Source organism: Mycobacterium cookii, assembly GCF_010727945.1.
GTDB classification, from domain to species: Bacteria; Actinomycetota; Actinomycetes; order Mycobacteriales; family Mycobacteriaceae; genus Mycobacterium; species Mycobacterium cookii.
In genome coordinates this window covers 3750483-3770579 of sequence record NZ_AP022569.1, presented here as the reverse complement: position 1 = coordinate 3770579, position 20097 = coordinate 3750483, and the positions used below count along the sequence as shown (strand labels likewise).

The window sequence follows — 20097 nt, the reverse complement described above, 5'->3', positions numbered from 1 at the left end:
ATCACCTTGCAGTGTAGGCAATCTTGCCGTCGACAATCGTGGCGGCCACCATTGTGGCGGCCAGTTCGGCCAGGGCGGTGACGGGCGGCACGTTCAGCAGACACAGGTCGGCGGGCTCGCCCGGTGCGACGGTGCGCGGCCGGGTGGGCTCGTCAGGCCGACCCTGGAACAGGGTTAAAGCTGTTCTCGCCGAGATGCATTCATGACCGCCCAGAGTTCTCCCGCTGGGTGTGGTGCGGTGTACCGCAGCGCGCATCGCTGCCCACGGGTCGCCGTCGCCGAACGGCATATCGGTGGACAGCGCCACCGGTACGCCGGCCCGCAGCAGCGACGCCACCCGCCAGAGTTGATCGTGGTCGGCAGTGGGGATCTCGTCGAGGTACTGATCACCGCGCTCGGCAACGAAATTCGGCTGCGTCACGACGGTGACCGCAAGATCGGCCAGATCGGCCAGGCAATCCGGCGGGACGACGGCGGCGTGTTCGATACGGTCACCCGGCCGGGTGCCGGCGTCGCGCAGCGCTGCGATCGTCACCAGCAGTTGCGCGGCGGTGACGCAGTGCACCGCGACCGGACCGCCGTCGCGGTGCCGCTGCGCGATAAAGCCGGCGAGCCGGTCGAGGTCCAGGTCGTCGTCGTGCAGGATCCGCTTACCCGGCGCCAGGCAGTGGACGTGCTGATGGAAATCGCCGTGCCGATGCAACTCTTCGAGACGGACGATATCGACGATGTCGAGATCCGGTGTGGCGTCACTGATTCCGGTGACTCCGTAGCTGCTGAGCCGGTCGCTGAGGTCGGTCAGGTTGGTTTCGCGACGGGTCAGCGCATCCGACCACGACTCGGTGCTGCGTAGCCTGCCATCCGGGTGGTCGGCCAGACCGACGCGGGCCAGCCCCGCCGAGTTGAGAATCCACAGCACACCGCTGCGATGCTGGACGCGCAGGGGCACCGCCGGGAGCACGGCGTCAAGCACGTCGCGATCCAGCGGGCCGGCCACCGAATCGTGGTATCCCACTGCACGGATCCAACCGTCGTCGCCCGCTTCGGCGTCCGCCAGCGTCGCCGCCAGTCCGGCGCGATCGCGCACCCGTGGCGGGCCCACCCGGATCGAGTGCTCCGCGGCGGCTGTGGCATGCAGATGAACATGGTGGTCGTGCAGGCCGGGCAGTACGGTGCCGCCTGCGGCATCGAAGACGTCCTCACCGGGTCGCGCGGTCAGGGTGTCGGCGACCTCGTCGATCAGCGCGCCCACCCGAACATCGACGACCTGGCCGTCGATCGTCGTTGCCCGCTGAATCAGCATGCCGCGCAGTGCCTCTCAGCGACCAAACGCTCCACGGCGACATTGTCCGCCCCTAGCGGCGACGCGGGCCGGCCGACCGGCGGCGCGCCAGCGTGCGTCGCAGAGCCTGTCGAGTTCGGCAATGCCGCATAGCGCGCGGCGACCTGGGCCATCGACACGTCGATCACCTCGCCGCCGCCGCGGCGCAGCGACTCCCCCACCGCGCGGGCTGCCTCCAGTCCGCTCAGCGGGTCTGCGATCGCGTCGCCGAGGAACATCGGTCCGTCAGCGGCCATGTCGACCAGCCCGCCGGCAACCGCGGCATCGTCGCCGAATGCCGGCCGGTCCGGTCGATCGCGATAGCCGTTGATGCGCAACCAGATCCGGCCGGGGCGAGCCGGTAGGTCGTCGGCACTCAACGCGTGTCGCCGCAGCGCTGCCGGTCGGGAGCCCTCGATGACGATGTCGGCTGCGGTCAACAGCCGCCGCAGCGCATCCCCGTCGCTGTCGAAATCGACCGCATAGCAGAGCTTTCCGACGTTCATCCAGTCGAAGAACGCCGGATCGCCGCTGCGGGTGCCATCCGGCCGCTTCGGGCTTTCCACCTTGACGACGACGGCACCCGCGCGGGCCAGCAGTTGACCGCACAACGGCCCGGCCCACAGCGACGACAAGTCCGCGACCAGCAACCCGTCCACCCGCCGCGGCGCTGTCGATCCACACGCTCGCACCACCGGCGGCGCGGCGGCGGCTTCGCCCAGCGCCGCGGCGGCGATGTCGAGCAACTGAGCGCGGGTGATCACGGCATCCGTCGAACACGTTGCTGCCCAACGGGTCAGCGCAGCCCAGTGATCGCCGACGACGTCGTCGACCTCCATCAGCGCGGGCAGCGCAGCGATATCGTCGTCGCGCGGCAGTGCGACCGCGCACCAGCCGTCGGTGGTCGCCAGCAGCCGGGTGGCGCCGCCCGCCGAGATACGGCCGGGCCGGCTCAGGTTCACGATCGCCGCGCGGCCGGCCACGATGGTGGCGGCGTCGACGTCGACACCGAGAAGCCCGCCGATATCGGCGGCCACGCGGCGGGCTTCGTCCAGCATCAGAACTGCAGCGCGGTGAAACGCCAGTCGAGTACTTGCCGCTGTTCGTCTGGGTCCTCGCTGAACGCGTAGACCACCGATCGCAAACCGAGTAACCCGCCGTCGTCGGTCGGCTCCGCGGACTCGACGTGCAATTCGCTGTAGACGGTGTCACCCTCGTAGACCGGCGCGGTGTGATCACAGGATTGCCAGCCGAGCACCGTCGCCACATTCGGTAACAGTCGACTGGCCTGCGCCAATGCCAGCCCGATGGTGTGCCCGCCATACACCAGGCGACGTCCACCGAGACGGGAATCATGATGCACACCAGCGATATTCAAGGTGAGACGAACCAATTCCGGTGCGCTGCTGACGACGTCGGCGCTGCTGTGCAGTACCGAACCGGCCAGGCCGGCATCGAAATGCGGGCCGGGGACTCGCTCGCGGAACACGTCGCCATTCCACTCGGCGGCAGCCGACGGCGGTGGCACCAGGTCGGCGCCGATCGTCGACAGGTCGTCGGCATGGTCGGCGGCGTCCGGGTCGGCACCGGGGCTCAGCGGCAGCATCGCGCAGCGGTAGAAGTCCAGGATCAGCCGGTCGGCCTGGTCGATGGTGGTCATCCGCAGCGCCATCAGCCCGGTCGGCGCCCGGCCCGGCTTGGCTGCGTTCTTCTTCAGCCCGACGATCTCGGTGCGGGTGAACAGGGTGTCGCCGATCGAGGGAAAGCGGAAAAACGTCAGCCCGCGGTAGAACAGGTTCGCCTTGACGTGCTGGGTGGCCAGCGTCGACTGGCCGATCGCGACGTCGCAGACCAGACCTGGATGTGCCAGCGGCGCGGGCAGCATGGTGACGGCGGCCGACAGCTCGGCGTCAAGCGGTAGCCGCAGCCGATCGCCCAGGATGCTCTGGTGCACGGCGGCCAGTCCCGGGGTCAGCGTCATCGACGGTGCGCCGGCGAAGACCTGCCCGGTGTGCACCTGGTCGAAGTACGGGCCGACGGTCATCGTGCCCCGCCTGACGGGCATGCCACCATTGCCGGATGGGTCTGAATGACGACGCCGCCGACGACGATGCAGAGCGCAGCGATGCGGAGGAGCGGCGCAGGGACGAAGCCGACGACGATGCAGAGCGCAGCGATGCGGAGGAGCGGCGCAGGGACGAAGCCGACGACGATGCAGAGCGCAGCGATGCGGAGGAGCGGCGCAGGGACGAGGCGATGCTGGTCGCGACGGTGCGCGAGTTCGTCGATAAGGATGTCAGGCCGACGGTGCGCGAAGTCGAGCATGCCAATGAGTATCCCGAAGCGTGGATCGAGCAGATGAAGCGCATCGGCATCTACGGCCTCGCCGTCCCCGACGAGTACGGCGGCACGCCGGTGTCCATGCCGTGCTATGTGCTGGTCACCCAAGAACTGGCCCGCGGCTGGATGAGCCTGGCCGGCGCGATGGGCGGCCACACGGTGGTGGCCAAGCTGCTCACGCTGTTCGGCACCGCGGAGCAGAAGCAACGCTACCTGCCGCCGATGGCTACCGGTGAGCTGCGCGCGACGATGGCGCTCACCGAGCCGGGCGGCGGCAGCGATCTGCAGAACATGACGACCACCGCGGTGGTCGACGGGGACGAGCTGGTGGTCAGCGGATCCAAGACGTGGATTTCCAACGCGCGACGGTCGGGGCTGATCGCGTTGCTGTGCAAGACCGACCCGAAAGCGACGCCGCGCCATCAAGGCATCTCGGTGCTGCTTGTCGAGCACGGCCCTGGGCTGACGGTGTCGCGGGATCTGCCCAAGCTCGGCTACAAGGGCGTGGAGAGCTGCGAACTGTCCTTCGACGGCTATCGCGCACCGCGGTCGGCGATACTGGGCGGCCGAGCGGGCCAAGGCTTTTCGCAGATGATGAAGGGGCTGGAGACCGGCCGCATCCAGGTCGCGTCGCGCGCCCTTGGGGTGGCGACTGCGGCCCTCGAGGATGCGCTGGCCTACGCGCAGCAACGAGAGAGCTTCGGCCAGCCGATCTGGAAGCACCAGTCGGTCGGCAACTATCTGGCCGACATGGCGACCAAGCTGACCGCGGCCCGCCAGCTGACCCGTTATGCCGCCGAACGCTACGACAGCGGTGAGCGCTGCGACATGGAAGCCGGGATGGCCAAGCTGTTCGCCTCCGAGGTGGCGATGGAAATCGCGCTGAACGCAGTCCGGATACACGGCGGCTACGGGTATTCCACCGAATACGACGTCGAGCGCTACTTCCGCGACGCCCCGCTGATGATCGTCGGCGAAGGCACCAACGAGATCCAGCGCAACGTCATCGCCGCCCAGTTGGTGTCCCGCGGCGGAATCTAGTGCACCGCGTCGATCAGCCCCCAAGGTCGAAGGCGGCGCACCACACAAGTCGGTAGCGTGAGAACGCGTCCAGCTATGGCGTTCGCGCTGCCGACCAGTGAATGATGTTGTCCTACAAGGGTCTTGGTACCGCAAGAAGCCGTCCGCTGCTGATGGCCTCAGCGATCCGTAAGCGCCCGATGTTCGATCAGGTCGCGCACGCCGCCGAGGCCCAGCTGCTGGCGGAACGCCTGCACCGTGTAGCCGATCACGGTTGCCTCGGTGCGCGCTCGCACGGTCGCCGATCGGGGAAGGCCGAACAGCGTGCCGATCTCGCCGAAGTAGTCGCCCTGGGTGGCGACCTTGAGCAATTCTTCACCGCCACCGGACAGTTCGCGCACGATCTCGAGCTCACCGTCGGCGACGAGGTAGATCAGATCACCCATCGCACCCTGCTCGAACACCACCGAGCCCGGCGTCAGCTGCAAGGTTTCGGGTGTCCGGTTCGTAGACGCCAACTGCGGCACCAACTCCACGACGCGATCGGCGAGCGGCAGCATTCGGGTGTCGTGGGTGGCAACGACAACCACGCGATCGCCACGTGCGAGCTCGCGGATCAGCCGAAGCACTTCCTCGACCTGGATGAAGTCGAGATGCGCGGTTGGTTCGTCGGCCAGTATCAGCGGCGGGTCGAGTGCGATCGCGCGCGCAATAGCGACACGCTGTTGCTGTCCGCCGCTTAGATCACCCGGTCGGTGCCTCATGCGATCTTTCAGACCGACACGCGTCAGCAGTTCCCCGGCCCGTTGGCGCGCGGCGGCGGCGGAGATTCCTGCCGCGCGCATCGGCACCATCACATTCTCGATCGCGTTGAGGCTGGGCACCAGATTGAACGCCTGGAATACGATGCCGACGGTGCTCCGCCGGTACTTCGACAGCCCTCGGGCGTCCAACGCGGTGACGTTGAGGTCGCCGAACGTGATGCGACCCGACGTCGGCTTCAGGATTCCTCCCAGACACGACAGCAACGTCGTCTTACCGCAGCCACTCGGTCCGAGCAGGATCACCAGCGAGCCCGCCTCCGCCTCGAGATTCAGCTGGTCGATCGGACGGATCGCGTACCCACCGCTGGAGTACTCGACTGTCAGATCCTCGATGCCCAGATCGGCCACGGCTCAGGGACCTCCGAACGCCAGCGCGGGATCGACGGTTACCGCGCGCCGCAGCCCTGCGGCGCTTGCGAGCAGCCCGATCACGATCGCGACCGCGGGCAACAGCAGGAATGCCGACAGCGGAACGACCACGCGCATCGGGAACAGCGGTGCGAGCGCGACCGATAGCACGGCACCCAACGCCGCCGAGACGATAGCCACCAGGACTGCCTGCAAAGCCATACCGCCCAGGACCGAACGCGTCGATACGCCGACCGCCTTGAACACCGCGAAGTCACGCGTGCGCTCCAGCGCGGACAGGTAGATCATCGACCCCACGATTAATGCGGCGACAATCCACAACAGGACCGCGATGATCGTGAGCGTTTGATACGCAGGCTTCAGGGGCCGCAACAGGTCGTCCACCGCGCCGTCCCGGCCGACCGCACGGTAGCCATCGGGAACCCGGGCGGGCGGGCCCCGTAGACCGATTGACGAGATCAAGGGTTGGCCGGAGAAGGCAACCTGCTGTGCCCCCGCGACCGTGACGAACACATTGGGCTGATTGACCAACGCGGTCGAGTTGTCGACGATCCCGACGATGCGCAACGTCTTGGAACCGACCTCCAGATCGTCACCGACGGCGCGACCGAGGGTGCTCGACACCGCGATCTCGCCGGGGCCCGAAGGCGGCCGGCCCTTCGTCACGGGCGGGGCGGGCGCGCCAAACAAGTTCACGTTGCGGGTCGAAGTGCCGTCCTTTGCCGTCGTGGGCGAGTACACCAAGCCAACCGCATCGGTAACGCCAGCGACTTTGGCGACCACGCCGACCTGCTCGGCCGCGAACGGGGATGCTCCGAGGAACGGACCGGTCGCACCGGATTTCATGACAAACGTGTCTATGCCCAAGGATTCGACGGTCTGCCGAGCCTCGATACGGAATCCGTTGGAGACGCCAGTGAGGACGAGCGTCATGGCGAACACCACGCCTGTGCCGAGGATAGCGATGATGAAGCGTCGCCGTCGCCATTGCAGATCGCGCAACGCCGCGATCAGCACTGGCGACCGCACCCACCGTTCATGCCCAGACATTACCAACCCGGCCCAGGCTACCGACGGGAGTTCGAGATCATCCCTGTACACGGATCTTCCGGCGGACAACTCTAGGCGTCGATCAGCCCCCAGGCCAGCGCGGCGTCGGCATTCAGGGTGCGACCGGACAGCACCAAATACGCTGTGCGCCAGCGTCCTATCCGTCGGGTGACGCTGACGGTGCCCCCGGCACCGGGAATCAGGCCGAGGCTCAACTCCGGCAGGCCGAACACCGCGTCGGGCACGGCCTCGATCCGTCCGCAGAACGCGGCCATCTCCAGTCCGCTGCCCAACACCCGACCGTGCACCTCGGCCCGGCAGGCCCGCCCGAGTCGGGTGGCGATCTCGTCGAGCGCCAGCGCTGGGCTGTAGCGGGTGCGGGCCAGATGCGCGCTGGCCGGGTCGCGGAACGTACCGAACTCGGCGAGGTCACCGCCGCTGCAGAACGACGGGCCGTTGCCGGTGAGCACGACCTCGTCGACCGATGAATCGAGTTGCGCCACAGTCAATGCCTCGAGCAGCGCGGCGCGGGCATCGGTGGAGAACGCGTTGTGGCGTTGCGGCCGGTTGAACGCGATGCGCAGCGTGTCGCCGTCGCGATGCGCCTGTACCGGGTCGGCGATGACGGGCATCGCGGCCGGGCCCCGTTCGGACAGCCAGCGGGCGAATTCCGGACCGGCCTGCAGCGTGGAGTAGGCCAGCGACTCGGTCATCACGCCGGGCAGCGCCGGGCCGGTCGGATCGACCGACCGCAGCACGTCGTCACACACGGCCGCGGCGATCGGCCAACGCTCGGCGCGAGCGGCCAGGTCGCCGAGCGTCGCGTCGATCGACGCGACGGTGATCGCCCTATGGTCGTCGGTCTCGTCCTCGGTGAGGGTGAATGTTGCTCGCTGCAGCCAGAATTCGGATGCGCCGTCCAGTGAGCCGACAGCAACCAACGGCACGTTGCAGACGTCGACCTCGGACGCCGGGTCCGAGACGTCGACGATGCGCAGCGTCACACCGAATACTTCTCGATCAGCTCGTGTTTGAACAGCTTGCCGGTGTCGGTCCGGGGCAGTTGCGCCTCGAAGGAGATCGACCGCGGACACTTGTAGTGCGCCAACCGTTCTCGCATCCAGCTGAGCAATTCGTCACCGAATTCGTCGGTGGCGTCGGCCGGGTCGACGGTCTGCACCGCGGCCTTGACGCTTTGGCCCATCTCGTCGTCGGGAATGCCGAAGACCGCGGCGTCGAGCACTTTGGGATGGGTGACGAGCATGTTCTCCGCTTCTTGCGGATAGATGTTCACCCCACCGGAGATGATCATGTGATGGCGACGGTCGGTCAGGAACAAATAGCCGTCGTCGTCGACGTAGCCGACGTCGCCGACGGTCGTCCAGCCGTGCCTGTCGCGGGACTTCGCGGTCTTCTCGGCATCGTTGAGGTATTCGAAGGAAAAGCCACCCTCGAAATAGATTTCGCCGGGCTGGCCCGGTGGCAACTCGTTGCCGTCCTCGTCGAGGATGTGGATCTGGCACATCATCGGCTTGCCCACTGAACCGGGGTGGGCCAGCCACTCCTCGGCGCTGATCAACGTCGATCCGATCGCCTCCGAAGAGGCGTAATACTCGTCGACGATCGGGCCCCACCAGTCGATCATCTGCTTCTTGATCTCGACCGGACACGGCGCCGCCGCGTGCATCACCCGCTGCAGGCTGGACACATCGTACGAATTACGGTTCGCTTCAGGCAGTTTCAGCATCCGGGTGAACATGGCCGGGACGAATTGTGCGTGGGTGACGTGGTGCCGCTGGATGGCGTCGAGACAACCTTCGGGTTCGAACTTCTCCAGGACGACCGTCGTGATGCCACCGGCCTGCACGGTCATCGACCACACCGACGGCGCGGTGTGATACAGCGGCGCGGGGCTCAGATACACCGCGTCCGGGTGCATCCAGAACCCGACCAGCGCCGACATCATGCCCGGTGCGTCGGCGGGCGCGACGTGCGGGAGCTGGCGTTTGATCCCTTTGGGTCGGCCAGTTGTCCCGGAGGAGTACTGCAGTAGATCGCCCTCCCACTCGTCGTCGATCGGCGTATCCGGTTGATCGGCAACGCATTCCGGGTAACGCGCCCATCCGCGCAGGTCGTCGTCGGCGATCAGCAGCACGTTCGGCAGGCCGCCGGGCAAGTGCTCGCCGAGGTTCTCGCACGTCTTGCGCAGCGCCGCCGATCCGACAATTGCCTTGGCGGCGCTGTTGTCGATGATGTAAGCCGCCTCGGGCGCCGTCAGATGAGTGTTGATCGGCACGTAGTACAAGCCGCTGCGCCGCGCCGCCCACATCACCGCGTGGATGTGTTCGTTGTTCTCCATCAGGATCGCGACGGCGTCGCCTTCGACCAGCCCGGCTTGGCGGAAGTAATGCGCCAGCCGATTGGCGCGGGCTTCGAGCTCGTCGAAGCTGATCACCGTGCCGGACGGGTGAAGGATGATGGCGGGCTTGTTGGCGCCTCCCTGGCCGGAGGTGTGCTCGCGAATCTGCATGGGCAGACTGTACCGCCGTCAAACTTGACAGCTGTCAAGAGGCCTGGATCTGTTCGGCGTGCGGGTGCGGGGGCCCGCCGTGCCGCTTGGCGCGACCCGCGAAAGGCGCGGCCAACGTCGGCAATATCGCACGGCGATTGCGTACCAATGCGACGGCGGCGATGGCCCCGTACACCGCGCTCAGGATGAGGCGCCCGTCGGTCGTGGTGAGCGGGAATTGCACGAGGAACAAGCCCAGCAGCGCCCACGCCGTCCAGCGGCGGAACCGCAGACCCAGCAACAGCGTCACGCCCATCAAGGTCTGGGCGGCAGTGAGGACGACCTCCTCGATCTGCCGGCCGTCCAAATGCATTGCGGCGCTTCCGCCGCCGAGCATGTACGCGACCGGCAACGATCCGATGAGCAGGGTCCACTGGTTGACCTTGGCCGAGATCAGCGTCGCGATCGCGTCGTCACCCTTGCCGCGGGCGGCGAAGATCGTCGCGATGATGAACTCCGGCGCCTCCGAGGCCAGCGGGGCGAGCCACTGCACCAGCAGGAAGCGGTCGATGCCCAGTTTGGTTCCGGCGCCGATCAGGTTGTCGGCAAAGGGTTTTGCGCACGTCACGATCACCGCGGCGGCGAGGATGAACAGCATGGACACCACGATGCGGCGCACTCGGTCAGGTAAGGCACCCAATGCTGCGGCGGTGCCGACCAACTCGGGTTCTTCGACCTCGCCGCGAGTCAACTTGAACAGGTAGTAGCCGAACCAGCCCAGCAAGGCCAGCCCGAACCCGATGTGAATACGGCCGGTGACGGGAATGGCGAAGACGGCGACTCCGGCGATCATCAGGAAGCCGATCTCCACCCGGTTGCTCGTCTCGAGCTCCAGCCCATCGATCCTGCGTCCGGACCGCCGACGCGCCACCAGCACGCTGACCAGGACGACGACCGGCCACCCGAGCCCCATCAGCAGCCGATTCGACCCGGTCATGTTCGCCGCCGCGTATTGGGTGTATTCCGGCACGTGCCCGGCGGTATAGGCGTAGTAGAGGTCGACGGCGTACTCGGGCAGCACCGCGATCACGGCCAGCACCGCCACGGCGAGGCTGCCGGACACGTCGACCTGCGCCGCTTCGGCGGCCCAGGCAAGCACGAAGCTCGCCCCCACCACCGCGGCGCCGTAAACGATCAAGCCGACGACGGGATCGACCTGGATGTCGAGAACGCGGAGCACCAACGCCGGCATGATCACGGCGGCGACAATCGCCAGTGAGCGGAACAGGGTGTGCGACGGCGCGACGGACCTCACTGCAGCGCGGACGGCAGCCGGCACGTCTACCTCGTCCCCTCGTCGAAGAGAGGCCTACGCTTGACCCCCGGTCGCTAAGCTACCGGGCGAGCGCGCGCCCAGCAACATAGCGCGGCTACAGAAGGCATGCTGGGCGCGCCGGGAATTTGCTGCTCAGAGGGTCAGAACCGCAAAGTTCGGTTAACCGATACTTCAGATGTGGCTACCCTGCCGTCGATGCAGCGGAGCGCTAGTCGGCCTCCGCCAACCGCTGCTTGAGCGCCTCGAACTCGTCCTTGACGCCGGTAGGCAGCTTGTCGCCGACGAACTCGAACCACTCTTCGATCAGCGGCAGCTCCGCACGCCACTCGTCGGCGTTGACCGCCAGCGCGCGATCCACGTCAGCGGCATCGACGTCGAGGTCGCTCAGGTCGAGATCGTCCGCACTGGGCACGACGCCGATCGGCGTTTCCTGGCCGCCGGCCCGGTGCTCGATGCGGTCGACGATCCACTTCAGCACCCGGCTGTTCTCGCCGAAGCCCGGCCACAGGAACTGGCCTTCGTCGCCCCGGCGGAACCAGTTGACGAAGAAGACCTTGGGCAGCTTGGACTCGTCGGCGTTCTTGCCGAGGTCGATCCAGTGCTGGAAGTAGTCGCCGACGTTGTAGCCGAGGAAGGGCAGCATGGCCATCGGGTCGCGGCGCACGGCGCCGACCTTGCCCTCGGCGGCCGCGGTCTGCTCGCTGCCCATGGTGGCGCCCATGAACACGCCGTGCTGCCAATCCCGCGCCTCGGTCACCAGGGGCACCGTGGTCTTGCGGCGGGCGCCGAACAGGATGCCCGAGATCGGCACGCCCTGCGGGTCGTCCCACTCCGGCGCCAGGATGGGGCACTGCGACATCGGTGTGCAGTACCGCGAGTTCGGGTGCGCCGGCTCGGTTTCCGTCTCGCGGAAGTACCAGTCGTTGCCCTTCCAATCGATCAGGTGCTGCGGGTCGCCCTCCAGGCCTTCCCACCACACATCGCCGTCGTCGGTCAGTGCGACGTTGGTGAAGACGGTGTTGCCGCCCTCGATGGTGCGCATCGCGTTGGGGTTGGACTTCCAGTTGGTGCCGGGAGCCACGCCGAAGAAACCGAACTCGGGGTTGACCGCGTACAGCCGCCCGTCCTTGCCGAACCGCATCCAGGCGATGTCGTCACCGAGGGTCTCGGCGCGCCAACCCGGGATCGTGGGCTGCAGCATCGCCAGGTTGGTCTTGCCGCAGGCCGACGGGAAGGCGGCGGCGAAGTAGTACGCCTTATTCTCTGGCGAGATCAGCTTGAGGATCAGCATGTGCTCGGCGAGCCAGCCCTCGTCGTGGGCCATCGCCGAGGCGATCCGCAGCGAATAGCACTTCTTGCCCAGCAGCGCGTTACCGCCATAACCGGACCCGTAGCTCCAGATTTCACGCGTCTCGGGAAAGTGCGTGATGTATTTCGTGTCGTTGCAGGGCCACGGGACGTCTTTTTGCCCGGGCTCCAGCGGAGCACCGATCGAGTGCAATGCCTTCACGAAAAAGCCGTCGTCGCCGAGCTTTTCCAGTGCGGCCTTACCCATCCGCGTCATCACCTTCATCGAGGCGACGACGTACTCGGAGTCGGTGATCTCCACACCGAGCTTCGGGTCGTCCGCTCCCAGCGGGCCCATGCAGAACGGGACCACCCACATGGTGCGTCCGCGCATGCAGCCGCGGTACAGCTCGGTCATGGTGGCCCGCATCTCGGCCGGGGGCTTCCAGTTGTTGGTGGGACCGGCGTCGACTTCACGCTCTGAGCAGATGAACGTCCGCGACTCCACCCGCGCGACGTCGGACGGGTCCGACAGCGCCAGGTAGGAGTTTTTGTGCTTCTTCTCGTTGAGCTTCGTGAAGGTGCCGGCCTCGACGAGCTGGTCGGCGAGGCGCTGCCACTCTTCGTCAGAGCCGTCAGCGAAGACCACCCGGTCGGGCTGAGTCAGCTCGGCGACCTCCTCCACCCAGGACAGCAGCCCCTTGTGGTTCGTCGGGGCGGTATCCAGACCGGGAACGGTCGCTGAAGTCATCAAAATCTCCTGCACTCGATTTTGCACGTGTTGCACGGCTCGTATTGCGCGGCAGCCTGAACCCAGGTTATCCCGAGCTGGACGTTCCTAAAAAGTCGAGGGTGTATTGACTAACTCACACGAACGATTCAGTACACGTTATCGGCGGTATTCGTCGGCGATTCGTCGTCAATTTGCTCGCCGTCAACGTTCGCGGATGCCGAGGTCTCGGACTCTATGGCCATAGATTCGGAGCCTTCGTCGGAGGGCGGCGGAGGTTCACCAAGCTCGGCGCGCACCGCCTCCAGCGCGGCCTGCAGGGTCGGCATCTCCCGTCCCCGCAGCGCCGCGGCCCTGGCTCCGACGACGGAGTGCTCACGAAGTTCGGTGTCGATCGCGCTGACCTGCTCGGCGACGCGGGTGCTCTCACTTTCGTCCTGCTCGCTCAGGGCGGCGGTGAGCGCGGACTCCGCCGTCAGCACCCGGGTCGCGACCAACTCCTCGGCCGCCGATTGCGCCAGCCCGGTCGCCTCGCCGGCCCACCGGTCCAGGAGCCCGCGGTCGCGGAGCAGCCCGCGGGTGCCGACCACCCAGACGGTGACCCCGAGACCGATCGCCGCGCACGCGACGGCTCCGGCGACCGTCAGCCCGGGGGCCAGGTGGGCCACCAGCCGACTGAGTGTCAGCGCGACGCCCAGACCGAAGCCGGCGCCCACCAGCATCATCAGCCGGGATTCCAGCTTGCGTGACTTCAGCTGCGGGGCGGGCGGGTCGATCGTGGGCAGCGGGGCCGGCGGCGGCGCCTCGATCGCCAGGCCCAGGCCGTGCGCGACGTCGGCCAGATGGGTGGTCGTGCCGTCGTCCACCTCGGCGACCACCTCGTTGAGCCGGGCGCCGGCGTAGGACGCGAACTCCGGCAGCTTCGCCCGGGTCAAGCCGGCCGCATCCTCTTGCAACTCGGAGCGCACCGAGGCGCAGCGGTTGCGCGCGAAGTACGACAGCTGGACCCGAGCCTGCTGAGTCTGGCTGCGTAACGCGATCGTGCGCTCGGACTTGGCGAGCCGTCGCTGCCGCAGGACGCCGCTGCGCTCCTCACGCAGCGCCTCCACCCGCGCGCGCCGGCCGGCGCCATCGGCTTCCCGGTCGTATCGGTCGGCGACGGTCTGCAGCCGGGATTCCCACGCGCGCAACCTGTTTCGTCGTGGCAGCTCCTCGTTTGCGAGTACGTCGGACACCGCGGCGACCAGGTCGTCGACCTGCGGCTCGCCGACCTCGGGAGTGGCGGCGGCGCCCACCCACGGCGCGTCGCGGTAGCGCGGCGCGTGCGCCGCCAACGCCGCACGGTTGGCCGCGAGCACCGCCTCCCAGTTGTGGTGCACGTCGATCTTGGAGACCACGCCGATCACCGCGTCCGTTTCGGCCATCGCCGCGTCTAGCAACGCGCAGTCGGAATCGGTCAGCGCTGCCGCGGCCGAGACGACGAACACCACCGCGCTCGGGGCCTCGCCGGCGGCCAGATCGGTTGGCTCGACGAACCGCCGCTCGGGCAGCCGTTCGGTCAGCGCGGCGACCACGCCGGTCACCCCAGACAGCCACGGCCCGGTCACCAGGACTGCGTCGACGCGGGTCGTGCTCGGCGCGCCGAGTTGCGACCCGATCGCCGTCACCATGGCGTCCACGTCGGCGACCGCGTCGTTGTCCGGCTGGTCGGTCACACCGTTCCCCCGACCTCGGCCCACAGCCGCAGCGAACCCCGGACGATATCGGAGCCCGCCAGTGATTTGTCCTGTCGCCACTGCATCGCGCGGCGCAGATGCGCGTCCGCGGTGTCGCCGCGGTACACCGGGATGCCGCGCGCCTCGACGATGTCCACCGCGGCCATCATCCGGGCGACCACAGTGTCGTCGCTGCACAGGAATTCGCCGACCCGCGGGTCGGTGACGGCCAGCGTCTCCAGGTCGGCGACGGCGTCGAGCACGCGCTGGTAGCGCACCTGCGCCCCGAGCACCTCGATCGCGTGGACCACGTCGTCGATGCAGCTCAGCCGCCGCAGCAGCGCGATGACCTCGGTGCGAGTGGCGCCGAGCCGGATCGCGGCCGTCGCCTGCGCGATGCCGAACAGGTCGAGCTCCTGGACAAGCCGTTCCTGTACCTCGGTGACGCGTCCGTCGGCCAGCGCCCGTAGGCCCGTCCACAGCTCGTCGTCGAGCGTGGCGACCGCGAGTATCCCCACCAACGGTTCGATGGACAGCCCGGTGCGGTCCGACAGCTGCCTGCAGCGGGTCCTCGCGGCGCTGGTCGGCCCCTGCGGATAGCGGCCGGCTTCGGTGGTGGCGATCAGATCCGCCTTGGTCAGAACCGTCAGCACCGGCCGCGTGACGGCCCCGATCGCGACACGGTCCTCAGGCTTGACCACCTCGGCGATCACGTAGACATGCAGGTCGGCGTCCGATCCCGTCGTCACGGCCAATGATCCCGCACGCGCCAGCGCTTTTGCGACGGTGCTGCGGCCGACGCCGGCGCGACCGGATACCGCTACCCGCAGCGGGGTCGCCAACCGCTCGGCGATCGCGGCGCAGCGCGGGTCGCGCATGTCGACCGCGAACCGCTCCAGCTCATCGACGAAAATCGGATGCCCCTATCCGCTCATGTTCGCCTCGTTGGTGCTGCTACCGCCTCATTCTTGCGGAGCAACTACCGATAATTGGTTAGCACCACCGGTTTGTCGGTCGAATGGTGACATCTGCGCGGGCCCGAAGCGAGTCACCTGATACCAGTCAAAGGCAACTGTTGGGTATCAATCTGGCCCGCGGGCGGCGACATCATGGGTTCATGGGCGACGATGAACGGATGCGCGCGCAGCCCTCGGCGGACGCGGCCTCACCGCCCACGCCTTCCCCGGCCCTGCCCGCGACGCGTCTGTCCGGTTACCGCCGCAACACCAGCTTCCGGTCGCGGCGCTCTCAGTTGTCACACGCCCAGCAGCGGACCTGGGAGCGGCTGTGGCCCGAGCTCGGCTACGTCGCGAGGCCACCCGGCGAATCCGAACTCTCCGCCGAACCGCTGGACACCGAGGCCTGGTTCGGGCGCAGTGCGCCACTTGTTCTCGAAATCGGTTGCGGCACAGGAACTTCGACGATCGCAATGGCGCAGTCGGAGCCGGACGTCGACGTCATCGCCGTCGAGGTCTACCGACGCGGGCTGGCGCAGCTGCTGTCGGCGATCGACCGCGAAGGCGTCACCAACATCCGGTTGATCCGCGGGGACGCCATTGACGTGCTGGAACAGCTGCTCGAGCCCGGCTCGCTGAGCGGGGTTCGGGTGTTCTTCCCCGACCCCTGGCCCAAGGCCCGCCACCACAAGCGCCGGCTGCTGCAGCCCGAAACGGTCGCGCTGATCGCCGACCGGCTGCGTCCCGGCGGGATCCTGCACGCCGCCACCGATCACCCCGGCTACGCCGAGCAGATCGCCGAGGTCGGCGACGCCGACCCGCGACTGTCCCGGCTGGATTCCAACACGCAACCGCCGATCTCCGTCGTGCGCCCGACCACCAAGTACGAGAACAAGGCGCAGGATGCCGGCAGCGCCGTCACCGAATTGCTCTGGGAGAGACGTCAACCATGAGCCTGACTGACCAGACGCTGGCCGGGCCGTTGTCCGGGAGCCCGTTACCCGACTCGGCGCCCGCCATCCGACGCGTCCTGCTGGTCTGGGACGCACCCAACCTGGACATGGGCCTTGGATCGATCCTCGGCCGTCGGCCGACGGCCCTGGAACGCCCCCGCTTCGATGCGCTCGGCCGCTGGTTGCTGGCCCGCACCGCCGAGGTCGCAGCCAACCTGGACGGCGTTTTGGCCGAGCCCGAGGCCACGGTGTTCACCAATATCGCCTCGGGCAGCGCCGATGTGGTGCGCCCGTGGGTCGATGCATTGCGCAACGTGGGTTTCGCGGTGTTCGCCAAGCCGAAGCTCGATGAGGACAGCGATGTCGACAGCGACATGCTCGAGCACATCGCCCAGCGATCGCAGGAGGGATTGGCGGCGCTGATGGTGGCGTCGGCCGACGGTCAGGCTTTTCGCATGCCGTTGGAGGAAATCGCCCGCGACGGGGTACCCGTCCAGGTGCTTGGATTTCGCGAACATGCGAGTTGGGCACTAGCGTCGGATACCTTGGAGTTTGTCGACCTGGAAGACATCGCAGGTGTGTTCCGGGAGCCATTGCCGCGAATCGGCCTCGATTCGCTGCCTGAGAAGGGGGCGTGGCTACAACCGTTCCGGCCGCTATCTTCGTTGCTGACCTCGCGTGTGGCGACAACTTAAAACTATGCGCGGGTCCTCGCAGATCCAGTAAGGAGCTTACGTGTTCGCCTGGTGGGGTCGAACTGTATATCGCTTCAGGTACATCGTGATCGCAATCACGGTGGGGCTGTCCCTGTTCGGCGGCATCTTCGGGATAAGCCTCGGCAAACACGTCACGCAGAGCGGTTTCTACGACGACGGCAGCCAGTCCGTCAAGGCATCGGTGCTCGGCGACGACACCTACGGCCGCGATCGCACCAGCCACATCGTCGCCACCTTTACCGCGCCGAAAAGTCTCAGCGACCCGGCGTGGCAGCACCAGATGGTCGACGAGCTCAACGCATTCAAGAAGAACCACTCCGACCAGGTCGTCGGCTGGGCGGGCTGGCTGGCCGCGCCGACCAGCACCGATCCGGTCATCAAGGGGATGGCCAGCGATGACGGCAAGCACACGTTCGTCAGCATCCCGCTGAAGGGCAACGACGACGACACGATCCTGACGAACTACAAGACGATCGAGCCGGACCTGCAGAAGCTGAACGGCGGCAAGGTTCAGCTCGCCGGCCTGGAGCCGATCGCCAGCGCGCTGACCGGGACCATCGCGACCGACCAGAAACGCATGGAAGTGCTGGCGCTGCCGCTGGTGGCGGTGGTGCTGTTCCTGGTCTTCGGCGGCGTGGTCGCGGCGGCCCTGCCGGTCATGGTGGGTGGCTTGAGCATCGCCGGCTCGTTGGGCGTGCTGCGGTTCCTCACGATGTTCGGGCCCATGCACTTCTTCGCCCAACCAGTTGTGTCCATGATGGGGTTCGGCATCGCGATCGACTACGGGCTGTTCGTCGTCAGTCGTTTCCGTGAGGAGATCGCCGAGGGGTACGACACCGAGGCCGCGGTACGGCGCACGGTGATGACGGCCGGTCGCACGGTGGTGTTCTCCGCAGTCCTGATCGCCGTGTCTGCGGCCAGCCTCTTCCTGTTGCCGCAGGGCTTCGTGAAGTCGCTGACCTACGCGGTGATCATCTCGGTGTCGCTGGCCGCGGTGCTGTCGATCACGCTGCTGCCGGCCTGCCTGGCCGTGCTGGGTCGCAACGTCGACGCGCTGGGTGTGCGCACCTTGTTCCGCATCCCCTTCCTGGCCAACTGGACGCCGTCGCGCGTCTACCTGAATTGGCTGGCCGACCGGCTGCAGAAGACCAAGACCCGCGAAGAGGTCGAGGCCGGATTCTGGGGCAAGCTGGTCAACGTCGTGATGAGGCGGCCGCTGGTCTTCGCAATTCCCATCGTCATCGGGATGATCGCGCTGGTCATCCCGCTGCACAACCTGTCCTTCGGCGGTATGAGCGAGAAGTATCTGCCGCCGAACAACTCCGTCCGGTTGGCGCAGGAGAACTTCGACAAGCTCTTTCCCGGCTACCGCACGAACCAGTTGACGCTGGTCATCAAGAGCAACAACGGCAGCAAGGTCACCGACCAGCAGATCGCCGAGATCCGCAGCGACGCCGCCTCGATCACCGGGTTCACCGACAAGACCTGGCAGGAGCGGGCCTGCCCCGCGATCGAGGGCAACCCGTGCGTCGCGGGACCCAACGGGACCACCAAACCCAAGGACGACTCGGTTCGGGTGATCCAGAATGGCCTCTCGCACGCCAGCGACGCGGCCAAGAAGCTCACTGAGCTGCGATCGATCACACCGCCCAAGGGATTGACCGTGCTGGTCGGCGGCGTCCCGGCGCTCGAGCAAGACAGCATCCACAGCCTGTTCGACAAGGCTCCGCTGATGCTGGTGGTGCTGCTCAGCACGACGATGCTGTTGATGTTCCTGGCGTTCGGGTCCGTGGTGCTGCCGATCAAGGCCGCGGTGATGAGTGCCCTGACCCTGGGTTCCACGCTGGGGATCCTGACCTGGATCTTCGTCGACGGGCACCTGGCGTCGCTGCTGAATTTCACACCGACACCGCTGATGGTCGTCCTGATCGCGTTGGTGATCGCGGTCGGTTTCGGCCTGGCCACCGACTACGAGGTTTTCCTGGTGTCGCGGATGGTGGAGGCCCGCGCACGCGGCATGTCCACCGCCGAGGCGATCCGGATCGGTACGGCGACGACGGGTCGGCTGATCACCGCCGCCGCACTGGTGCTCGCGGTGGTGGCCGGTTCGTTCGTGTTCTCCGACCTGGTGATGATGAAGTATCTGGCGTTCGGCCTGATGGCGGCGCTGTTGCTGGACGCCACCGTGGTCCGGATGTTCCTGGTCCCCTCGGTGATGAAGTTGCTCGGCGACGACTGCTGGTGGGCGCCGATGTGGATGAAGCGTCTGCAGAACCGGTTGGGGCTCGGCGAGATTCACCTGCCCGACGAGCGCAAGCGGCCGGTCCCGCGGACCGGGCCCGAGCGTCCGGCGGTCGCCGCGCAGACCGCCGCCAGCACCGCCGCGAAACCGCGTCCGCCGCACGACCCCACCCACCCGGGCGCGGACGGCCAATCGCCACGGCCCAGCAGGCCGGCCGGGCCGGCGCCGCGGCCGGAGTTCCGGCCGCCCGCCCAGGAGACTCCGTCGGCCGCCGGCACTACCAAAATGCCGGCCGCCGGTCGCGGGGATGCGAAAGAGGCACCGACGACCCGCTTTTCGGCTCAGCCGAGCGCTGCGGCGGCACCCGTGCCCAGCCACGAACGGCCACCGACGCCGGCCGGACCTGCGCCACGCGACGACCGCGAAATCGAGTCGTGGCTCAGCGACCTGCGCGGCCCCGGGTCAGGCGACCGTCCGACGCCGGCTCAGCCGTCCGCCGATCAGACCCGGGCCATGCAGATTCCGCGGGAACAGCCGTCGGCACAGCAGCCCGCCGGACCGGAGGATGCCACCACCGCGATACCCACAGCTCCGCAGGATGACAAGGACTCCGACACGGCCACCGAAAAACTCAACGCTCGGGGCGAGAACCCACCGCGTCGCCGCGGCGGCGGGCTCAGCGCGGCCGACCTGCTACGCCGCGAAGGGCGGATGTAGCGGCCGAGTTCG

General features: G+C 67.5%; 15 protein-coding genes. 4 read left to right on the top strand and 11 right to left on the bottom strand.

The genetic code is table 11. From position 1 onward, the window contains the following. Position 1 precedes the first annotated feature (1 nt). The 3 genes from G6N27_RS17815 to G6N27_RS17805 are packed head-to-tail and all read right to left on the bottom strand — an operon-like array spanning position 2 to position 3365. The gene (locus G6N27_RS17815) at positions 2 to 1303 is read right to left on the bottom strand and encodes an amidohydrolase family protein (protein ID WP_163778396.1); all 1302 of its coding nucleotides are present in this window, start codon (positions 1301 to 1303) and stop codon (positions 2 to 4) included. Continuing rightward, positions 1297 to 2460, bottom strand: a complete 1164-nt coding sequence (locus G6N27_RS17810; protein WP_372512985.1) for a CoA transferase — start codon at positions 2458 to 2460, stop codon at positions 1297 to 1299. Before G6N27_RS17810 ends, G6N27_RS17815 begins: the two co-directional genes overlap by 7 nt. Continuing rightward, on the bottom strand, positions 2379 to 3365 hold the full coding sequence (locus G6N27_RS17805; RefSeq protein WP_179963297.1) for a MaoC family dehydratase: 987 nt from the start codon (positions 3363 to 3365) through the stop codon (positions 2379 to 2381). Before G6N27_RS17805 ends, G6N27_RS17810 begins: the two co-directional genes overlap by 82 nt. Before the next feature lie 212 nt (positions 3366 to 3577). On the opposite strand from G6N27_RS17805, the gene G6N27_RS17800 reads away from it, so the two are divergent. Then, the gene (locus G6N27_RS17800) at positions 3578 to 4702 is read left to right on the top strand and encodes an acyl-CoA dehydrogenase family protein (protein WP_163781968.1); all 1125 of its coding nucleotides are present in this window, start codon (positions 3578 to 3580) and stop codon (positions 4700 to 4702) included. Between the two features lie 158 nt (positions 4703 to 4860). Here G6N27_RS17800 and G6N27_RS17795 read toward each other — a convergent pair whose 3' ends face one another. The 8 genes from G6N27_RS17795 to G6N27_RS17760 all read right to left on the bottom strand — a co-directional run bounded on the left by G6N27_RS17795 (position 4861) and on the right by G6N27_RS17760 (position 15379). Next, the gene (locus G6N27_RS17795) at positions 4861 to 5853 is read right to left on the bottom strand and encodes an ABC transporter ATP-binding protein (protein ID WP_163778388.1); all 993 of its coding nucleotides are present in this window, start codon (positions 5851 to 5853) and stop codon (positions 4861 to 4863) included. A 3-nt stretch (positions 5854 to 5856) separates the two neighbouring features. Then, positions 5857 to 6891: an ABC transporter permease gene (locus G6N27_RS17790; protein WP_163781966.1), complete on the bottom strand. Its 1035-nt coding sequence runs from the start codon at positions 6889 to 6891 to the stop codon at positions 5857 to 5859. Between the two features lie 104 nt (positions 6892 to 6995). After that, complete coding sequence (locus G6N27_RS17785; protein WP_232065121.1) at positions 6996 to 7871, bottom strand: enoyl-CoA hydratase/isomerase family protein; 876 nt, start codon at positions 7869 to 7871, stop codon at positions 6996 to 6998. A 53-nt stretch (positions 7872 to 7924) separates the two neighbouring features. Then, positions 7925 to 9454, bottom strand: a complete 1530-nt coding sequence (gene fadD4, locus G6N27_RS17780) for a fatty-acid--CoA ligase FadD4 (protein ID WP_163778384.1) — start codon at positions 9452 to 9454, stop codon at positions 7925 to 7927. A 34-nt stretch (positions 9455 to 9488) separates the two neighbouring features. Beyond that, the gene (locus G6N27_RS17775) at positions 9489 to 10685 is read right to left on the bottom strand and encodes a sodium:proton exchanger (RefSeq protein WP_163781963.1); all 1197 of its coding nucleotides are present in this window, start codon (positions 10683 to 10685) and stop codon (positions 9489 to 9491) included. A gap of 292 nt (positions 10686 to 10977) precedes the next feature. After that, the gene (locus tag G6N27_RS17770; protein WP_163778381.1) at positions 10978 to 12807 is read right to left on the bottom strand and encodes a phosphoenolpyruvate carboxykinase (GTP); all 1830 of its coding nucleotides are present in this window, start codon (positions 12805 to 12807) and stop codon (positions 10978 to 10980) included. Between the two features lie 128 nt (positions 12808 to 12935). Next, complete coding sequence (locus G6N27_RS17765) at positions 12936 to 14456, bottom strand: hypothetical protein (RefSeq protein WP_163781961.1); 1521 nt, start codon at positions 14454 to 14456, stop codon at positions 12936 to 12938. A gap of 41 nt (positions 14457 to 14497) precedes the next feature. Beyond that, on the bottom strand, positions 14498 to 15379 hold the full coding sequence (locus G6N27_RS17760) for a hypothetical protein (protein ID WP_232064654.1): 882 nt from the start codon (positions 15377 to 15379) through the stop codon (positions 14498 to 14500). 239 nt (positions 15380 to 15618) lie between these two features. Between G6N27_RS17760 and trmB the strand changes: the two genes are divergently transcribed. From trmB to G6N27_RS17745, 3 genes are read left to right on the top strand one after another with little or no spacing between them, the layout of a single operon-like run. After that, positions 15619 to 16410: a tRNA (guanosine(46)-N7)-methyltransferase TrmB gene (trmB, locus tag G6N27_RS17755; RefSeq protein WP_232064653.1), complete on the top strand. Its 792-nt coding sequence runs from the start codon at positions 15619 to 15621 to the stop codon at positions 16408 to 16410. Then, on the top strand, positions 16407 to 17105 hold the full coding sequence (locus G6N27_RS17750; protein ID WP_163778379.1) for an NYN domain-containing protein: 699 nt from the start codon (positions 16407 to 16409) through the stop codon (positions 17103 to 17105). Before trmB ends, G6N27_RS17750 begins: the two co-directional genes overlap by 4 nt. Positions 17106 to 17145: 40 nt before the next feature. Beyond that, positions 17146 to 20085 (top strand): MMPL family transporter, encoded by a 2940-nt coding sequence (locus tag G6N27_RS17745; protein WP_163778376.1) that lies wholly within the window; start codon positions 17146 to 17148, stop codon positions 20083 to 20085. The last annotated feature ends 12 nt before the right edge of the window (positions 20086 to 20097 follow it).

Excerpts from the sequence above, each read along its gene's own strand:
- G6N27_RS17815 (WP_163778396.1), bottom strand. The coding sequence starts at position 1,303 with ATGCTGATTCAGCGGGCAACGACGATCGACGGCCAGGTCGTCGATGTT.
- G6N27_RS17805 (WP_179963297.1), bottom strand. The coding sequence starts at position 3,365 with ATGACCGTCGGCCCGTACTTCGACCAGGTGCACACCGGGCAGGTCTTC.
- G6N27_RS17800 (WP_163781968.1), top strand. The coding sequence starts at position 3,578 with ATGCTGGTCGCGACGGTGCGCGAGTTCGTCGATAAGGATGTCAGGCCG.
- fadD4 (WP_163778384.1), bottom strand. The coding sequence starts at position 9,454 with ATGCAGATTCGCGAGCACACCTCCGGCCAGGGAGGCGCCAACAAGCCC.
- G6N27_RS17775 (WP_163781963.1), bottom strand. The coding sequence starts at position 10,685 with ATGCCGGCGTTGGTGCTCCGCGTTCTCGACATCCAGGTCGATCCCGTC.
- G6N27_RS17770 (WP_163778381.1), bottom strand. The coding sequence starts at position 12,807 with ATGACTTCAGCGACCGTTCCCGGTCTGGATACCGCCCCGACGAACCAC.
- G6N27_RS17765 (WP_163781961.1), bottom strand. The coding sequence starts at position 14,456 with ATGGTGACGGCGATCGGGTCGCAACTCGGCGCGCCGAGCACGACCCGC.
- G6N27_RS17760 (WP_232064654.1), bottom strand. The coding sequence starts at position 15,379 with ATGCGCGACCCGCGCTGCGCCGCGATCGCCGAGCGGTTGGCGACCCCG.
- trmB (WP_232064653.1), top strand. The coding sequence starts at position 15,619 with ATGGGCGACGATGAACGGATGCGCGCGCAGCCCTCGGCGGACGCGGCC.
- G6N27_RS17750 (WP_163778379.1), top strand. The coding sequence starts at position 16,407 with ATGAGCCTGACTGACCAGACGCTGGCCGGGCCGTTGTCCGGGAGCCCG.